The 18,440-nt window shown below is 62.6% G+C and carries 16 protein-coding genes; 14 read left to right on the top strand and 2 right to left on the bottom strand.

What is annotated here, in order from left to right:
• Positions 1-2: 2 nt before the first annotated feature.
• Positions 3-827, bottom strand: a complete 825-nt coding sequence (locus EI983_RS16975; RefSeq protein WP_246162218.1) for a beta-keto acid cleavage family enzyme — start codon at positions 825-827, stop codon at positions 3-5.
• 158 nt (positions 828-985) lie between these two features.
• Here EI983_RS16975 and EI983_RS16970 point away from each other — a divergent pair, with 158 nt between their 5' ends.
• The 13 genes from EI983_RS16970 (at position 986) to EI983_RS16910 (ending at position 15,171) form a co-directional block, all read left to right on the top strand.
• Positions 986-1,873: a MurR/RpiR family transcriptional regulator gene (locus EI983_RS16970; protein WP_157708534.1), complete on the top strand. Its 888-nt coding sequence runs from the start codon at positions 986-988 to the stop codon at positions 1,871-1,873.
• Positions 1,874-1,969: 96 nt separating this feature from the next.
• Entirely contained in the window at positions 1,970-2,938 is a 969-nt protein-coding gene (locus EI983_RS16965; protein ID WP_425500882.1) for a TAXI family TRAP transporter solute-binding subunit, read from the top strand.
• A gap of 119 nt (positions 2,939-3,057) precedes the next feature.
• Complete coding sequence (locus EI983_RS16960) at positions 3,058-5,664, top strand: TRAP transporter permease (RefSeq protein ID WP_157708533.1); 2,607 nt, start codon at positions 3,058-3,060, stop codon at positions 5,662-5,664.
• Entirely contained in the window at positions 5,661-6,098 is a 438-nt protein-coding gene (locus EI983_RS16955) for a universal stress protein (protein ID WP_157708532.1), read from the top strand. The genes EI983_RS16960 and EI983_RS16955 overlap by 4 nt, the downstream gene beginning before the upstream one ends.
• 250 nt (positions 6,099-6,348) lie before the next feature.
• A complete protein-coding gene (locus EI983_RS16950; protein ID WP_157708531.1) occupies positions 6,349-7,386 on the top strand; it encodes a tetratricopeptide repeat protein in 1,038 nt (345 codons plus the stop codon).
• A 53-nt stretch (positions 7,387-7,439) separates the two neighbouring features.
• Positions 7,440-8,282, top strand: coding sequence for a sulfatase-like hydrolase/transferase (locus tag EI983_RS16945; protein ID WP_157708530.1), 843 nt, complete (start codon positions 7,440-7,442; stop codon positions 8,280-8,282).
• Positions 8,279-9,220 (top strand): sulfotransferase family protein, encoded by a 942-nt coding sequence (locus EI983_RS16940; protein WP_157708529.1) that lies wholly within the window; start codon positions 8,279-8,281, stop codon positions 9,218-9,220. Before EI983_RS16945 ends, EI983_RS16940 begins: the two co-directional genes overlap by 4 nt.
• Entirely contained in the window at positions 9,217-9,552 is a 336-nt protein-coding gene (locus EI983_RS16935) for a hypothetical protein (RefSeq protein WP_157708528.1), read from the top strand. The genes EI983_RS16940 and EI983_RS16935 overlap by 4 nt, the downstream gene beginning before the upstream one ends.
• A gap of 13 nt (positions 9,553-9,565) precedes the next feature.
• A complete protein-coding gene (locus tag EI983_RS16930) occupies positions 9,566-11,050 on the top strand; it encodes a hypothetical protein (protein ID WP_157708527.1) in 1,485 nt (494 codons plus the stop codon).
• A 3-nt stretch (positions 11,051-11,053) separates the two neighbouring features.
• Positions 11,054-12,178, top strand: coding sequence for a CE1 family esterase (locus tag EI983_RS16925; protein ID WP_157708526.1), 1,125 nt, complete (start codon positions 11,054-11,056; stop codon positions 12,176-12,178).
• A 22-nt stretch (positions 12,179-12,200) separates the two neighbouring features.
• A complete protein-coding gene (locus EI983_RS16920; RefSeq protein ID WP_157708525.1) occupies positions 12,201-13,097 on the top strand; it encodes a sulfotransferase family protein in 897 nt (298 codons plus the stop codon).
• An 86-nt stretch (positions 13,098-13,183) separates the two neighbouring features.
• Positions 13,184-14,005, top strand: coding sequence for a sulfotransferase family protein (locus tag EI983_RS16915; protein WP_246162217.1), 822 nt, complete (start codon positions 13,184-13,186; stop codon positions 14,003-14,005).
• Positions 14,002-15,171, top strand: coding sequence for a hypothetical protein (locus tag EI983_RS16910; RefSeq protein WP_157708523.1), 1,170 nt, complete (start codon positions 14,002-14,004; stop codon positions 15,169-15,171). Before EI983_RS16915 ends, EI983_RS16910 begins: the two co-directional genes overlap by 4 nt.
• An 11-nt stretch (positions 15,172-15,182) precedes the next feature.
• On the opposite strand, the gene EI983_RS16905 is transcribed toward EI983_RS16910, so the two are convergent.
• Positions 15,183-17,579: an HlyD family secretion protein gene (locus EI983_RS16905; protein WP_157708522.1), complete on the bottom strand. Its 2,397-nt coding sequence runs from the start codon at positions 17,577-17,579 to the stop codon at positions 15,183-15,185.
• 169 nt (positions 17,580-17,748) lie between these two features.
• Between EI983_RS16905 and EI983_RS16900 the strand changes: the two genes are divergently transcribed.
• Positions 17,749-18,270: a hypothetical protein gene (locus tag EI983_RS16900; protein ID WP_157708521.1), complete on the top strand. Its 522-nt coding sequence runs from the start codon at positions 17,749-17,751 to the stop codon at positions 18,268-18,270.
• Positions 18,271-18,440 lie beyond the last annotated feature (170 nt).

The following is an 18,440-nucleotide window of genomic DNA, read 5'->3' as shown; positions in this document are numbered from 1 at the left end:
GATCAGCCTCCGATGGGCATGGGGGAAAGGGGGTGTGAAAGCGAAGCAGCGCAAGGCGCCTGAGCGACAGTCAGCGATCGGCGCAGCGCCGCGACCGAGGCGGCATTGTCGGCCCAGGTCATGCCGGTCTCATCCGTCAGGCTGTTCTCGAACCCGACGCGCACCGCACCGCCCCATCGGGCCGCCTCGCGCAGGCAGGCATGTTCAGCCGCGCCAAAGGCGCACACCATCCACGAACTGCCCCGTGGCAGCGCATCGAGGAACGGCCCGAGATCGGACGGCTGAGACACCTGCCCGGTGCTATAGCGCCCCAGAACAAACAGAAGGTCCGTCTGGTCATGCCGCACGAGGCCACGTGCCTGCCAGCCGCGCAGCAGGGCAAGGTCAGCGGTGTCATAAAGGATATGCTGCACCCGCGTGCCCTGGGCTGCGCAGGTGCCATAGACGCGATCCGCTAGTTCCGGCGCGCGGGCAATCTCGCGCACTGAAACCGAGGCCCATTCCGGGGCCACCGCCTCAAGGCAGGTCAGTTGCGCGGCAACGTCATAGAGCCCGCCCGCCTCCGTGGTGATCTGCACCGCAAGACCGGGTGCGGCGCGTCCGAGTTCCGACAATGCCTCCCGGTAGCGGCCAGCATCGAGCGAGTGCTGCCCGGCCGCGTCGCGCACATGCAGATGCAGCCCATCCGCGCCCGCGGCGTGACAGGCCCGCGCCGTTCCGACGGTCTCGTCCAGCGTCACCGGCAAAGCAGGGTGATCCGCCCGCGTCCGGCGCGCGCCATTGGGCGCGACCATCACAAAAGGGGCAGCCCCGTCAGAGATCGCCATTTGGGCAGGCAGTGGCAACGCACAGCGCATGGTTGAATTCCGATTTCTTAAAGTCGATCCGTCGCGATACAGCTTGCCTGAATTACAAAATCTGTCAATCGGAGTGAAAAATAACGTATGTTATTCTCAGGTGACGCGCCCGGGGAGACTGATTCGCGATGGATCCGACGTTAAAAAACCGTGTTATATCAGAGCTTAAACGCCGCCTGCCCGAGCTTTCACCCCGGCTGAAAGTGGTGGCAAAGTATATTGTGGACCATCCCTCAGACTTTGGTCTCGATCCGATCCGCGAAACCGCGCGCAAATGCGGGGTCTCCACCTTTACCCTTGTGCGCATGGCCCAACAGGTCGGCTTCGCAGGCTATGACGAGCTGCGCGAACCCTTCCGGCATGCGCTTGTCTCCACCTCTGCGTTGGTCGATCAGCCCGATTGGATCAATGGCTTGCGCGGCCACTCCGAACTTGGCCGGGTCCAAGCCGACGCCACAACCAACACCATGGCCATCGTCCAGCGGTCGCTGGAGCACCAGTCCCCCGAGCAGATGGAGCGGGTGGCGCGGATGCTGCTGGACGCGCGGAATGTTTATCTGACCGCAGTGCGCGCCAGTTACGCACTGGCTTATTACTTTCATTATGTGGGCCGCATGGCCTTGCCTTCATTGCAGTTAATCCCGCGGCATATCAATTCGGCGATTGACGAATTGCATACCGCCGATGCGTCCGATGTGATGATCGCGATCTCCTTCACGCCCTATTCCCGCGAGACAATCGAAGCCTGCAAATTTGCCCGTGCGCTCGGGGTCAAACTGATCATGATCTCGGATAGCGATGTCATTTCGCCCGATTTCGAGCCCGAGGAAACCCTGATTGCCTCTGCCATCAGCACCCATCATTTCGGGTGTTTCACCGGGGCCATGGCAATCATCGAGACCCTACTGGCGATGCTGGTGCAACTCGGAGGAGAGCCCGCCCGCACCCGAATCAAATCCTACGAAGATTTGCGTAATGACACGAATGCCTACTGGGTGGCGCAAAAAAAACATTAGTTTTCAGATGACAGGCATCCCGATTTTGGCAAATCTCTGACTCTCACTCAAGCGCGCCGCCAGGGCGCGCCGCCAATTGTCAGGGAGAACAAGTATATGGCTTTCAAGAAATCATTCATGGGTGTTGTGGCCGCGGCGAGCATGAGCATCGCCGCTCCGGCCGTCGCCGAAGAGTTCATCACCATCGGTACCGGTGGTGTGACCGGCGTCTACTACCCCACCGGGGGCGCGATCTGCCGCCTCGTGAACAAGGGCCGCAAGGAACATGGCATTCGCTGCTCGGTCGAGTCGACCGGCGGTTCGGTCTATAACATCAACACCATCCGCGAAGGCGAGCTGGAATTCGGCGTGGCCCAGTCCGACTGGCAGTACCATGCCTATAACGGCACGTCGAAGTTTGAAGATGCAGGAGCGTTCGAAGGTCTGCGCGCCGTCTTTTCGGTGCACCCCGAGCCCTTCACCGTTGTGGCGCGCGCCGATGCCGGTATCTCCAGCTTTGAGGACCTCAAGGGCAAGCGTGTGAACATCGGCAACCCCGGTTCCGGTCAGCGCGGCACGATGGATGTTGTGCTCGAAGCGCTGGGCTGGACCACAGATGACTTCGCGCTGGCGACCGAGCTGAAGGCCGCCGAACAGTCCGCAGCGCTGTGCGACAACCAGATCGATGCGATGATTTACACCGTGGGCCACCCCTCAGGCTCGATCCAGGAAGCGACCACCGCCTGTGACAGTGTGCTGGTGAACGTGACCGGCGAGGCGATTGACGGGCTTATCGCCGATAACTCGTTCTACCGCACCGCCACCATCCCCGGCGGCATGTATCGTGGGTCGGACAATGACACGACCACCTTTGGTGTGGGCGCGACCTTCGTGACCTCCGATGCGGTGTCCGAGGATGCGGTCTATGCCGTGGTCGCGGCCGTTTTCGAAAACTTCGAGGACTTCAAGAAGCTGCACCCGGCCTTCGCCAACCTCAAGGCTGAGGAAATGATCAAGGACGGCCTGTCGGCCCCGCTGCACCCCGGTGCGGCCAAGTATTACAAAGAAAAAGGCTGGATGGAATAATCCACCAGCGTTTCGCGGGGGCGGTGCGCCGCCCCCGCGCTTTGTCACTGTGCAAGGGCCGCCAAGAGCCCGCTCAGGTAAAAAGAACCGCGCAAATGCGGTGATCAGGGAGACAGAAGATGGCCGACGAGAAACAGGGCGGTCGCCCGCTTAGCGAAGAAGAACTGCAGGATCTGGTCGCCTCGACCGATGCCGGGGCGCGTAACCCCGCCGGTGGGGTCGGCACGCTTCTGGCGATTGTCGCCGTGGTCTGGTCGGTGTTCCAGGTGATCCTTGCCTCGCCCGTGGCCAATTACATCCTGCCCGGTGATCTGATCAACAACTCCCGCCAGTTTCACCTGGCCTTTGCCGTTTTCCTGGCCTTCATGGCCTACCCGGCGCTCAAATCGAGCCCGCGCCACTATATCCCGATCCAGGATTGGATCATGGGCCTCGCCGGGGCGTTCATCGCGCTCTATGGCTTTTTCTTCTATGAGAAGATCGTGAATGCAGGCGGCCTTGCGGATGATACCGATAAATGGGTCGCCCTTGCCGGTCTGATCCTGCTTTTTGAGGCGGCACGCCGCGCGCTTGGCCCGGCCATGGCGATCATTGCCACGATCTTCCTGCTTTATGTCTTCTTCGGCTCCTCCGAATGGGTGCCCGAAGTGATCCGCTGGAAAGGCGCGTCGCTCAAGAAGGCGATGAGCCACATGTGGATCACCTCCGAAGGGGTGTTCGGCATCGCGCTGGGCGTGTCGACGAAATTCGTCTTCCTCTTCGTTCTCTTCGGTGCCCTGCTCGATAAGGCGGGGGCCGGGAACTATTTCATCAAGATGGCCTTTGGCGCGCTGGGTCACCTGCGCGGCGGCCCGGCCAAGGCGGCGGTTGTCGGCTCGGCGGCCACGGGGCTTATCTCCGGCTCGTCCATTGCCAATGTGGTCACCACCGGCACCTTCACCATCCCGCTGATGAAGCGGGTGGGCTTCACGTCTGAGAAGGCGGGCGCGGTCGAAGTGGCCTCGTCCGTGAACGGCCAGATCATGCCGCCCGTCATGGGCGCCGCGGCCTTCCTGATGGTGGAATATGTGGGCATCTCTTACGTCGAGGTGATCACCCACGCCTTCCTGCCTGCCGCGATCTCCTACATCGCGCTGGTCTATATCGTTCACCTCGAAGCGGTGAAAAACAACATGCCGACGCTGGGCAATCGCGTGGTCAGCATGGGCAAGACCATCGGCGGCATGGCGATCTTCTTCGTCGGTTTCGCGGCGCTCTGCTATGGCGTGCAATACCCGGTGCGCTGGATCACCGGTGTGCTGCCCTCCTCGGGTCTGGTCCTCTCGGCGCTGATCTTCCTCGTGTATGCCGCGCTGCTTTATCTGGCCGCTCAGGTGCCGGATCTTGAGCCGGATGATCCAAATGCCGAAGAGGTCGAGCTGCCCGTTGTGGGCGAGATCTATAAATCGGGGCTTTACTATCTGCTGCCGATCATCGTGCTGGTCTATTTCCTGATGATCGAACAGAAGTCGCCCGGCCTCTCGGCGTTCTGGGCCACGGCGCTGCTTTTTGTGATCCTGCTCACCCAGCGCCCGCTCAAGGCGATCTTCCGCGGGCAGAGTGATATGGCCAATGCCTTCCGCGACGGGGTTGTCGACCTCTGGAACGGCCTCATTGACGGCGCGCGCAACATGATCGGCATCGGCCTGGCCACCGCCACGGCGGGCGTGATCGTGGGCACGGTGACGCTGACCGGTGTCGGACAGGTGATGGCTGATCTGGTTGAGTTCCTGTCGGGCGGCAATCTGATCATGATGCTGATCATGGTGGGGCTTTTATCCCTTGTGCTGGGCATGGGCCTGCCGACGACGGCGAACTATATCGTCGTGTCCTCGCTGATGGCGGGGGTCGTGGTGGAACTGGGCGCGCAATCCGGCCTGATCGTGCCGCTGATCGCCGTGCACCTCTTTGTGTTCTACTTCGGGATCATGGCCGATGTGACGCCTCCTGTGGGCCTTGCGAGCTTTGCGGCGGCGGCTGTCTCCGGTGGCGACGCGATCCGCACGGGTTTCACGGCGTTCTTCTATTCCCTGCGGACCGTCGCGCTGCCTTTCGTGTTCATCTTCAACACCGACCTGTTGCTGATTGATGTGACATGGGTTCAGGGGATCATCGTCTTCGTCGCGGCCACCATCGCGATCCTTGTCTTCACGGCGGGCACGATGGGCTATTTCCTGACCAAGAGCCGCATCTATGAAAGTATCCTGCTTGTCGCCGTGGCCTTCGCGCTGTTCCGGCCTGACTATTTCATGGACAGGATACAGCCACCTTACGCCCAGATCCCTCCGACCGAGCTTGAGGCCAAGCTGGACACCGCCCAGGCGGGCAAGGAGTTGCGCTTTGTGATCTCCGGACCTGACTTCGACACGGGCGAGATGAAAGACATGTCGCTCATCGTCCCGGTGCCCGAGGATGAGGGCGGTGCGGCCCGGATGGAAGCGATGGGCTTCATCGTCATGGAAGAAGACGGGGTGATGCGCCTCGAAGAGCCGATGTTCGGCGCGCCCATCGCGGACCAGATGAGCAGCTTCGACTTCTACGCGGACAACCCGGTGAGCATCAGCGCGGTGAAAGTGCCTCAAAGCCAGATGCCGAAGGAGCTGGTGTTTATCCCCGCCCTTCTGCTGCTCGCACTGGTGGCCATGCTGCAACGCGCCCGCATGGGCAAACAAGGAGAACCGGCATGAGCATTCAGACCGTTCTATGTGCCGTCGACATCAGCAATGCCAAGGGCGAGGACAAGGTACTCAAACGCGCCGCGCGCCTCGCCGAACTGGAAGGCGCGCAGCTTGATGTGATCACCGTGGTGCCCGACTACGGCATGAGTGTGGTCGGCGCATTTTTTGACGAAGAGCATCACGAAAAGGTGGTGGAGGACACCAAGGCGGCGCTGAGCGATCTGATCACCGCGGCGCTGGGGGTCGAAGCCAATGCCAAGGTGCGCCATGTGGTGGCGACAGGTTCAGCCTATGAGCAAATCCTCAAAACGGCCGAAGCCGACGGGGCTGACCTCATCGTGATCGGCGCGCATAAGCCTGATTTCAAGGATTACTTGCTTGGCCCTAACGCATCGCGCGTGGTGCGCCACTCAGATGCCTCCGTTTATGTGGTGCGCGAATAGGCGCCACTGGCTCAACTCATCCGTGAGAACGGCGTCAATTTCCGCTTATCGAGGAAAAATGCCCTTGGCCCCGGGCCGAGGGCATGGCACTTAGCTAGCGAAACCTTTAGTTGGCCTGTGCCAACAGGTGGTTGGCCGGACCTGTGTTGCCCGGCACGCCGCCTTTGATGCATTTGAGCTTTTTGGAGAGCCGCCCGTGAGCCAAGCTGCCCCGACCGATTCAAACGCTGCCGGGATCAAGGCGCGCCTCATGCAAGTCAAGCAATTGGAGCGCGAGCAAGGACCCGAAGCAGCCGAACGCGCGCTGATCCCGCTTGTCCGCGAGTTTCCCGACGCGCATCAGGCCTATGCGGCGCTTGCCCGCGTGCTGATGAAACAGAAGAAGAATGACTATGCCGCGCGAGCGGCGGAAAAGGCGGCCGCTCTTGCCCCGCTGGAGGCGCGGCAGCACACGCTGCTTGGTGTATCGCGGCTGCGCAATGACGATCTGCCGGGTGCCTCCGCCGCCTTTGCCCAGGCGCTGCAACTCGACAAGAAATTCGCGCCCGCCATCGTCGGGGCCGCCGCGGTGAAAATGGCGGATGAGAACTTCGACGACGCGCTGGCGCTGTGCGACCGTGCCCTCGATATCGATCCGTCGCTGGAACGGGCAAGCGAGCTTGTCGCGCGGATCAACATGAAGCAGGGCAAGACGGATGCGGCTGTCGAAGAGTTGCGCAGGCTGGTTGAGCAGGGGGGCAAGAACAACCGTGCGCTTCGGGCCTATCTGCGGCTGATGCGCAAGGAGGGTCGGCTTGACGAAGTCGTCAGCCTCGCCGAGGAAAGCCTCGCCACCGCTCCGGCGACGCCGCAATCGGTTGCCCGCTATGCCCGCATGGTCGGCTTCGCCGGGCAACCGGAATTGGCGGTCAAGCAATACCGCGCCCTGATCGAGACAGGCAACGCGCGCGAGGTGGACCGTGTGCGCTACATCGCGGCCCTCATTGGCGCGGGACAGCTTGACGAGGCGCGCGCCATGATCCCCACGCTGAAAGACCGGCCCGCGATGAAGCCGCTCAAGGACAAGCTGAACGGCGATGTCGCGCTTGCCTCGGGCCGCCCGGATGCCGCCATCGAGCTTTATGCCGCGGCCTGTTCCGGCGCCCGCGCCCCGGAGCCGGACCCGCAAGAGCTGGCGGGTCTCAGCGGCGAAGAACTCGCTCAGGCCTGGCAAAGCTATACCGCCAAAGCCCTGCGTGCCGCCCTGCGCGAACACCGCCAGGGCCGCAATGATCAAGGCGGAGACTAACCCATCGCGGCCCCGCAGCCGGGCCGCGTGACGACGTTGAAAGCAAGTTGAGAATGCCCCGAAATTTCATCTACATCATCATGGATAGCTGCCGCTATGACAGCTACATGCGCGCCCGCACCCCCAATATGGACAGGATCTCCGAGGGCCATCAGCGCTGGAGCTATGCCTCCTGGACCGCGCCGTCGCATCACTCGATCTTCATGGGGCAGGTGGCGCATCGCAGCCCGTCGCGGGTGCTGGCCTCCGAAGTTTACAAAAAGGAATTCGCCAAGTGGGTGGACCGTCTGGATGTGCCGGATCTGTCCTTTACCAGCTTCGTGCCCGAGCTGAGCCTTGCCAAGGTGCTGAGCGGTCATGGCTACCGCACAACGGGCCGCGTCTCCATGCCGGTGCTCAACCCCTTCACCGGGTTCAAGCGCTTTTTCGACGATTACAAGCTGATGTCGGACCACAACGATTTTGCCGGCATGATCGAGGGTGTCGAGTTTTCCGACAGCCAGCCCAGCTATTACTTCATGAATCTGGGTGAGACGCATTACCCCTACATGCTGAAAGATGACAGCCTGCCGATCATCTCGGGCGTGCACGGGGTGGTCAAAGGCATGGATGAGGCCATCGCCCGCACCGGCGACAGCGCCACCGACATGGCATCGGACGAGGATGAGTTCTTTTCTCAGGAGGATATGACAAGCCTGCACGAGCAGCAGGTGCGCTGCGTGGAATATGTCGATGAGCTGCTGGGCAGCCTGATCGAGAAGGCGCCGAAGGACACGCATTTCATCATCACATCCGATCACGGAGAATGTTTTGGCGAAGGCGATTATTTCGGGCATGGTCCGGTTATGCATGAGAAGGTCTTTGAAATTCCGTTTCTGGAGGGTCGCAAGCCATGAGCGCGCCTGATTTCCCGGCGCCGGTCTTTGTCCTTGCGGGTCCGCGTTCTTATTCGTCGCTCGCGGTGGGCATGATCGGGCAGCATCCCGAGCTTTTCGGCATGCCCGAGCTGAACCTGTTTCAATGCGGTGACATGGAAGAGTTCAACACCGGCGAAAATCCTGACGGCACGCCCAAATCGCCCTTCTGGAAATCCATGCGGCACGGGCTTTTGCGGGCGCTGGCCGAGGTCTTCAGTGGCGAGCAGACTCCCGAAAGTATTCGCATGGCCGAGCGCTGGCTGCGCACGCGCGAGCAATACAGTTCCGCACAGGTGCTGCAGGAGCTGGCCGAGGCGGTGGCCCCGCGCCGGATCGTCGAGAAAAGCCCCGGCATCCTGCGTCGGCAGGAATTCATGAACCGCATGCTCAAGGCCGCGCCCCATGCCAGGTTTGTTCATCTCGTGCGTAGCCCGATTGATCAGTGCAAATCGGCCCTCGCCGCAAAGGGCGGGATCGGGGTGCTGCTTTCGCTCAACTCCGTCGATCACCGCGGTGAGGACGCCGCACTTGAGCCGCAGATCCTGTGGCACGACACACAGGTGCAAATCCTGCGCTTTCTCGATCAGCTTCCTGACGAGCAATTCGTGACCATCCGCGGCGAGGATCTGCTCAATGACACGGATGAGACCCTTGGCGCGCTCTGCCGATGGCTCGGTGTGTCCGACGCGCCCGAGGCGATTGCCGCCATGAAACGCCCCGAAGACAGCCCGTTTGCCTGTATGGGCCCGCCCAACGCGCCCCTGGGCAACGATGTCAATTTCCTCAAGTCACCGGCCCTGCGCGAGGGGAAGGTGGCCTATGCGCCGCTGGATGCCCACCTGCCCTGGCGCGAGGATGGCGAAAAGCTGCATCCGCGCGTGGTCGCTCTCGCCGAAGCTCTGGGGTATGACGCATGAAGACGCTGCCCTCCCTCCGTGCGAAAGAACACCGCGCCTTTATCGGGCCTGAATTCGGTGCCGGCGAAGACGGGGCTGACCCGCAGACGCTGACCTATATGCAGATCATGAGCGACCCCAAGCTCGCCGTGCTGGCGCGCCAGGTCTATGATGAGCTGCGTCAGCAATTCGCCCAGCCCGATGCCGTCACAATGTCCGAGACGCCCGAGGCCGAGGAATACCGGCTCAAGCTGGAAGGCTGGGCCGACATGCTTGAGATCCTGCTTGAAGAAACGCTGGCCGAGCTGGAGGCGATCAACGCCCAACGCCGCAGCAAATCGGCCGAGTTCTGAGAGGGGCCGCGCGATGAAAGACGCCCCGCCCCGCGCCCGCAATCCCGGCCTTGCCTCCAAGCATTTCGAGCGTATCGCCATGAACGGATTTGGCGACAAGCTCAACGCCTACCCGCATTCCATGGCCTGGTTCCGGGATCGGCTTTATGTCGGCACGACCCGGAGCAACCTGTGCCTTTTCAAGGTCTCCAAGATCCAGAAACGGCTCGATCGCTGGCCGGTCCAGTGCCCCGACTATGTCTATGATCAGGACATGCGCGCGCAAATCTGGGCTTTTGATCCCGCCGCTGCCACGCCCGGCACCCCCAATTCCGGCTGGACTCTGGCCAGCCAATCCCCCTGGATCGACGCCGATGGCGAGAAACTCCCGCGGGAGTTGGGGTATCGGGGCATGTGCGTGTTTCAGGGCGAAAGCGACGACACAGAGCACCTCTATACCGCCACCTACGCCCCGGCGCGCGGCTTCGGCACCCGTATCCTGCGCTCGGCGGATGGGGAGAGCTTCGATGAAATCCCCATGCCCGAGGGATTTGACAAATCCATCATCACCCTGCGCCTGATCGTGCCGCACAAGGGCTGGCTCTTTACCAGCCCCACGGGCAGGGCTGGCGGCATGCCCAATGTGTCGGGCAATGCGGTGATCTTCGGCAGTCGCGATCCAGCCAAGGGCAAGTGGGAGGTGATCAACCCTCCGGCCTTCGGGGATCCGGGTAATATCGGTGTGTTCGAGATGGTTGGCTGTGGCGAGTATCTCTATGCCGGGACGGCCAATATCGACGGCTATCAGATCTGGCGCACCCGGCTTGAGGGCAACCCGCCCTTCGCCTGGGAATGCGTGGTCGAACGGGGCGCCTTCCGTGGCAAGCTCAATCAGGGGGTGGCGTCCTTCACCGTGCATGACGGGCTGGTTTACGCAGGCTCGGGCATTCAGCATGGCGGCATTGACCGGGCCAATGGCGTCGGTCCGGCCGGGCCCGAGCTGATCCGTATCCATGAAGACGGCTTCTGGGATCTGATCGTCGGCACCGAACGCGAGACCCCGGTAGGCCGCAAGGTGCCGCTGTCGGGTTATGCGCCCGGCTTTGACAATATGTTCAACGGCTATTTCTGGCAGATGGAGAGCCATGACGGCTGGATCTATGTCGGCACGTTCGACTGGACGGTGATGGTCCGCTATTCCGAGCAGGAGCGTTGGCCCACGCCGTTCCGCAAGATGATCGAACGTTTCGGTATGGAAAAACTGATCAAGCTGCGCGCCGGGGCTGAGCTTTACCGGAGTCGCGACGGCGAAAACTGGCTGCCGGTGACAACGCAAGGCTTCGGCAATGAGTTCAACTATGGTATTCGGACATTACAGTCCACGCCCCACGGGCTCGCAACAGGTTTTGTAAACCCGTTCGGGCCCAAAGTGGGCTTGGATATCGATAATAAATTCCGCTACGTGGATAACCCCAATGGCGGGCTTGAGGTCTGGCTTGGCAGCCATTTTGAGGAATAGTGCATGAAACGTCTTCTGGTTTTGAGCCTGGCGCTGGTCACGGTGGTGTCGGTGCTTGGCTGTCAGCGCGCGTCGCGCCTGCCTGAAATCATTTCAAGAAGTACAGGCATCGGCTCTACTGACAGGGCAAGAGCCCCGGCACCGGTGCCCTCCTCCTACGGTTCGTCGAACTATGACATTTTCTCGGATGAACCGCTGCCGGGCGAAAGCGGTTATGTCGGCGGTGCCCGGACGGGCGGAACACAGGCTGTCACGACCCCGGTGATGGGCCGACCCAGCTCGGTTGGCCAGATGGAGGCGCGCAGCATCGTCGTCGGTGGCCAGCAGCGCAGCTATTATGTCTATGCCCCCGCATCGGCCCGCAGAGGTCAGCCCGCCCCAATGGTGCTGGCCTTTCATGGTGGCGGCGGCGGTGCGGACGGTTTTGTCGAGCGCATGAACCTTCGGCAGATGGCGGACCGGTACGGCATGGTGCTTGTCGCGCCGCAAGGGCTGGGCCGCAAACGGCCGGGGCGCGGCTCGTGGAATGCCGAGAGCGTGTCGGCGGGCGGATATGCCGAGAATGCGGGCGTGGACGATGTGGGCTTTGTCGACGCGCTTTTGCGCAACGTGCCCGGCGACTACGCGATCGACCGGAACCGCATCTATGCCATGGGCTTTTCCAAGGGCGGGATGATGGCCTATCGCGCCGCCTGTGTGCTGCGGGGACAGATCACCGCCGTGGCCGCCGTGGCCGCGACAGTGTCTTCGGCCAACTGCCCCTATCCTCAGGGCGTAAGCGTCCTGCACATTCATGGCACCAGCGATCAGAACGTGCCGCTGAATGGCGGTATCGGGGCCATGACCGCAGCGGCGAATGACTGGCCCCCGGTCAGTCGCGGTCTCAGCTTCTTCACCAATGGCAACCAATGCTCGGGCGCGCCGCAGACGCTCCGGGTGTCCAGCGACACCAGCTGCACGGTCAACTCCTGTGGCAATGGCGAAACGGTTCAGCTCTGCCTGGTCCAGGGCGGGGGCCATGCCTGGCCCGGCGCGGAACCAGCCAGATGGCAGGTCAAGCGTAACGTCAAAGTGACCCAGAGCTTCAGCGCCACGGATTACATCGCCCGGTTCTTCCAGAGCCATTAAGCCGGGTGTGCAGGGTCGTTTTATGAGTGCTCATTCGCCACTGATCATCCTGACCTGCATGCGGTCCTTTTCGTCACTGGTGTCATCGATGCTGGGCCAGCATTCCGGGCTTTATACTCTGCCTGAGGTCAACCCGTTCGTGGAAACCACTCTGGCGCGCTATGTCAGTCGCGCCAGGATCGTCCGCCCGCGCACGCTGGATGGGCTATACCGCGCCATCGCTCAGGTGGAATTCGGCGCGCAGACCGACGCCACCGTGGCGCAGGCCATTGCCTGGGTGGACGAGCGCGGGACCTGGCCGGTGGTTCGGGTGATGGAGCATCTGGGCACGCGCCTTGCCCCGCTTCGCCTGATCGACAAGAGCCCGAGCACGGTGCTCAGCGACGAGGCCATCAACCGCGCTGTCGACACCTGCCCGGATGCGTATTTTCTGCATCTCTACCGGCATCCATGTGCCACCACCCGGTCGATCGCCAAGATCACGAAGTTTCCCGGCGGCGGCACCGGCACCAAGCGCGGGCCGGGCCGGAAAGACCCCGAGACGGCCTGGTATCAGGCCAACCGCCGCATTCTGACCGTCGCCCCGCGGATTGCCTCGGACCGCTTCATGTCGGTGCGCGGCGAAGATGTGCTGCGCGCCCCGGATGTCTATCTGCCGCAGATCTGCACCTGGCTCGGGCTTGAGACGAGCGCGGCCGATATGGAGGCCATGCTGCGCCCCGAGCAATCGCCTTATGCCTGTCTTGGCCCGGCGGCCGCCCCCTTTGGCAATGATCCCAACTTTCTGCGGAATCCGGGATATTCACGGCGCGAAATTCCCGAACAGCCGCTCAGCGACCCGCTGGATTGGGACAGCCCCGCGCGGCACCTGCGCCCCGAGACCATCGCCATTTCCCAGCAGATGGGCTATGGCGTCTGACAACAGCAAGGACCGACCGATTCAATATGCGTGAGCCGTTATTTATTCTTTGTCCCGGGGGGTCATTCTCTTCGATTGTCTGCGCTGTGATCGGACAGCACCCACAGGCGTTCGGACTGCCCGAAGTGCATTTGTTCGTTCGCGGCACCGTGGGAGGGCTCCTGGATCTGGACACGCCTTTTTTCGGGCATCCCGGAGCCAGCAGCGGGCTCAAACGCGCGGTGGCCGAGCTGGTTTTCGGCGAACAGACCTATGAATCGGTCGAACAGGCGGCCGAATGGCTGGACGCGCGCCGCGCCAAAACCGGCGGTCAGCTTTTTCAGGAGCTGTGCGAGATGTCGGGGGATAAGGTCGTGATCGACAAAAGCCCCTCCAACCCGAAACAGGAACGGCTGGAGGCGATCTATCGCGCCTTTCCCAATGCCAGGTACCTGCACCTGACACGGCATCCGCGGCCCACCTGCCGCTCTCGTTTCAAGGCGCATTCCTCGGGGCGGCCAAAAGACGTACCCGAGACCGAATATGAGGCCAGATGGGTGGAACGGCACCACAGCATATGCGCCTTTGCGACCCGGCTCGACCCGGTGCAGTACATGCACCTTCAGGGTGAGTGGTTCCTGGAACGCCCCGATCAGGTGCTGCCGCAGATCTGCGAGTGGCTGGAGCTGTCCACCGATCCCGCCTCGATCGAGGCGATGATGAAGCCTGAATGCTCTCCTTTCGCGAAGATGGGGCCTGATAACGCTCGTTTGGGCAACAATCGCGGCTTTGTCGAGAAGCCGCATTTCCGCGTCGGTCCCGTGCGCCCCGAGAACCTGGACGATCCATTGGAATGGGTCAGTGCCGGAACCGCGCATTTCGCCGATCAGACGCGCATGCTGGCGCATCAACTGGGGTATGACACATGACCAGACCGGACCCGTTGGACAGTATCCTCGCCAGCCCCGCACCCGTGGCATCGGTGATCACATCGGTTTCGGCCTTTGCCGCCGCGCCGGGCGGCGGGGCGATTGCCGTCCTGCACCGGACCGATGTCGCAAGCGGGGACGAGGTCATCGAATTGCTGCGTTTGGATGCGCGTGCGCAACGGCGCGCCGCGGTCACGCTCAGCGATACCCCGGATGACATGGAAACGGCTTTGGTCGACCTGCTGACGCAGGATACGGACCTGCATTTGATCATCGGCGAAACGATGCCGCCGGTGGCGGTAAGTGACAAGGCCCGCCCTGTCGCCGCGGCATTGGCCGCGCTGGGGCTTGCGCGCTACGATCAGATCTGCCGGTACGAGGGCGGGGTGATGGTGCGCGGGCGGTCGCCGGAAGGCGAGCCGTCACTGTATCTGTTGCCCGAAGGTGCGGCCCCCGTCGCCCTGTCGCTCGACGGTCTGGACCTTTCGGAGCATCGCCAGATCGGCACAAGCGCGGTGATCGGCGGGGCGCTCTTCGTTTCGCTCTGCGATCCTGTGGCGGGGTTCGATGTTGTCCGCTGGGATCTCGGCGCGCCCTCCGAGCCGGCACAGACATGCATCAGTCGCGGCGCGCAACGTTTTGCGGTCAATGCCGCTGTCGCGGGTGTGCTGGCGCATGACAAGGGGCTTCTTGTCGGCACCGCGGCGCTTGCTTCACCGCGCCAGCCCGCTGGTTTCTGGGGGCCCGAGCTGTTGCTCGTGAAGCCGGATGGCAGCTGGGATCTGGTCATCGGTCAGCCGCGGTTTTCACCGGGCGGGCTGCTTTTGCCCGCGTCCGGGCTGACCGCGGGGATGGGCCAGGTTCAGAACGCCGCCCTCCGCGCGATGGGCAGCGACGGGGTGCTGACGGTCATTGCCCTGCAGGATTATGCGGGCCCGCCCGAGGATGACCGGCGCGCCGTCGCACCGGAGCTGTCGCATTACAACGGCGCGGTTCGGCTGTTCGCCTCGTTCGACCTTCAGGATTGGACGGAACTGCCGCATGATCTGCCTGGCGACATCGGCGCGGTGACACGCCTGCATGTCACCGAAGAAACGCTCTTTGTCGGGTTTGAGGCCCTGGGGGCCGATGCCATGCCTGTGGCCGTGGTGCCGCTCGCGGATTGACGCCTGGCGCCTCAGGGCAGCCAGCTCCAGATCTCGATCTTGAAGAAGCGGATGAAGACCCGGCTGAACACCTCCCAGACCGGGCGCTCGTCGACGATGATCTTGCCATAGCCGGTAAGGTTGCGGCTGATCTTTCCGTCGGGGTTCGGCACCTCGACAATCACCCGCACCACCCGGCCGAACTCGCGCTCTTCTGCCACCGGGGCCACCCTTTGCACGGTTCCGGTGATGACCTCGTCGGGCCGCCGCCAGAGCTTCATCGTCACCTCCGCGCCGATGGAGGCTTCGTCGATTTCGGTTTCCGGCACCTCGATCTCGGCCATCACCACGCTGCTGTCCGTAAGCTCTGCCAGAAGGTCACCCTCGCGCAGGAAGGTGCCCACGGCGATCTTCTGCATGGCCGACACCACCTGCCCGTCGGCCGGGGCCAGGATCTTGGTGTGTTTGAGCCGCAGCTTGCTCAATTCGATTTCCTCGGTCTTGCGCGCAATACTGGCCCGGGCCGCTGCCAGTTCGCTTTCAGAGGCGTCCGATTTCAGTAGCGCCAGCCGCGCCTCCGCCTGCTCACGCATCGCGGTGGCCAGACTGAGCAGTGTTTCCGCCTCCTCCAGCGATTTCTGCGCCGCAGCCCCGGCCTGCACCAGGCCTTCCTGCCGGTTCTTTTCGGCCAGCGCTTGCGCCTCTCGCGCGCTGGCGGCGTTGATATCCTGTTCAGCCACGCGGATCTCTTCCTCGCGGGGCGCTTCCAGAAGCGAGGCCAATTGCGCCTCAAGCCGCTCAAGATCGGCTTCGAGAAGGGCCACGGTCCCGGCTTCCTCCCAGTCCGATAGCTCGGCAAGAACCTGGCCTTCTGTCACCCAGTCGCCTTCGTTGACATGGATGCGGGTGATCTCGCCATTCGTGCGGGCCCTGACTTGGACCCGCTCCAGCGGGCTCACGAAGAACTCTCCTCCCACCGAAAACGGGTAGGGCTGTATTGCCACCCAGTAAATTCCGCCCAGCAGCAGGGCCCAGATCAGAAGCGCCCGCAGGCGGCTTCCCCGTGTCCGCCGTGCCTTTCCGATCTTGAGCACATGGTCGAGATTATCCGAGGCGCGGGGGGGCGACTGGGGGGGCTGTCGGCGTCGTCCGTCGGCGCCTTGCCTGGGCGCAGGCGACTGGGCCGGGGCCTGCGCGGCCGCAACCGGTTCCGGGTCCGCTGCGGGCAGGGCTGTCAGGGCCGCGTCGAGAATTTCGTCAAACTCGCTTTTCGGCGCCGGGGCCGCCGCTGACGGGCCCAGGATCTTTTCAAGCTCGGCATCCAGATCGGCGGTGGCGGCTGCATCACCGGGCGCGGCCTGCTGGCCAAGAAGATCCTCCAGCTCCGACGAGGTTTCGTCGGGCCGGTTCTTGGCGGCATCCTGCCGTTTGCGGTTGGATTTGCCTGTATGCTGCTGCGCCATGGCTTCAGAACCGTCGGGCTCTGCCTCATCTGAAATATCTTTGGGCGTGGTGTAACACGAAATATCGCCCCTGCGCGAGGTTTCAACGGCGCGCTCCCGTCGCTTTTGTACGGGCCTTTCACGGCCCCGGCTTCGGCGGCTGATCAGAAAGGCCATCACCATGGCAAGGATCGCCGCAAACATGACCACCCCGGTGCCGCGAAACTGCTCTTCCAGCGCAAAAGCGACGGTCGACAGGATCAGCAGGATCAGCACGGTGGTGAACACGATCGATACCACCGCATAAAAGAGCAGCCCCCGGATTTCCCGCCGCGACAGCATCTCGGGGATCGGTTTGCCGCGCAGGATGAGGCTCAGCAAACGATAGGATTGTTCACGCAGATCGGGCATCCGGAAGTACGCCGTCATCCACATGTACCCGTCCGCGCGCCACAGCGGATTGGCGGTAAAGAGAAACGCGCCCAGCCCCGTGGCCCCGAGCACAAGCGCTGCATCCGCGGCCCCCGTCCCGCCGCGGCGCATCAGCACCCAGATCAGAACTCCGAACGCAAACAGCCCGAGCCGTGTCAGCAGCGGAGCGGCGTAACAGACCCGTTGTTGCGGAAAATCCAGCGCCTGAATCGCGGCCGTGCTGACATAGAAGCGCGGGATCACCCCAAAGAGCAGCCGCAGGCCGAATTCATGCGGCGGCACGCCCATGTAGGACATGGTCATCCCCATGACCAACCGGCTTATCAGGTTCGCGGTGACCATCGAGATCAGCAGGTTCTGAAAGAAGTTGAAGGTACTCAGCGCCCGATCGAGATTGGCCTGAAGGTCATACCAGTTATAGGCCCCCGCGATCAGTGCAAACACCGCCAGGGGCCAGATCGTCAGGCGCAGGATTCGCAGCGGTGAGAGCAGCTCACCGGCAAAGCCAAGCACCCGCGAAGGGTTTGCAAAAGAGACGCTGAAAGGTGAGCTCATGACGGTTGTTTTGGTCCGGACGCGCAGGAGGGAACAGCTTGTATCCCCACGATAGCCCCTGTTATACTGCCATCCTGCGGAAATGGCATACCTCTTGTCCGCAACCCGACGTGTGACATGTGTTTAACCTTGGTTATCAAACTTTTAGACAAATCTGACGATGGTGAATATGGCCGATACTCCCGAGCAGGACAGCGACGAATTGCGCAAGCGGCGGGAACGCCTTGAAGCGCTGAAATCAAAGCGTGCGGGGGCGCCTCCTGCGCCTGCGCCTGCGGCAGAACCGGCTGATGACGCGCAGCCCGATATTGGCATGGGTGGTGCGATGGGGCCGGGTGCCGTCTTTGGCGGCATGGGTGGCCCCGGGGGCAAGCGGAACCGCCAGCGCAAGCTTCTGATGAAGGTCTACAAGGTCCTGACCCAGACCCCGGCCGATGACGAGGGCCTTGTGCCTGATACGCCGTTCACGGCCACCGGGGTGGCCCGTCTGATGGAGATGCTGCGCACGCGCGCCGAAGATCCCTCGGCGACAGGTGCCAAGATCGCTGGCGGCTTGCTCAATTTTATCAGTCCCGGTGAGGACGAAACCGCCACAAGCAGCGGGGCCAGCGTGGAGAAGCTGCAAATGCTCGCGCGCCGGATCGAAGCGATTCGCGGTGCCGCGGGCGCTGCCCCGAAAGCGCGGTGGTAAGAATGACGTAGCGTCACTTATTTTGACGCGCATTGATTGAACTGGGGGATTGGCCCCATTGTTGCCCCGGCGGGGGCCTGATCAGATGGACAACATGGCAGCGTGTTCAACATCATCCGCGACGGGCCACATGGCCTGTGCCGTTCTGGCTCCACGGGGGCTGGATCCGT

This window comes from Roseovarius faecimaris (assembly GCF_009762325.1).
GTDB classification, from domain to species: Bacteria; Pseudomonadota; Alphaproteobacteria; order Rhodobacterales; family Rhodobacteraceae; genus Roseovarius; species Roseovarius faecimaris.
The sequence above is the reverse complement of the archived record's forward strand: the minus strand, read 5'-3'. Positions and strand labels throughout refer to the sequence as shown.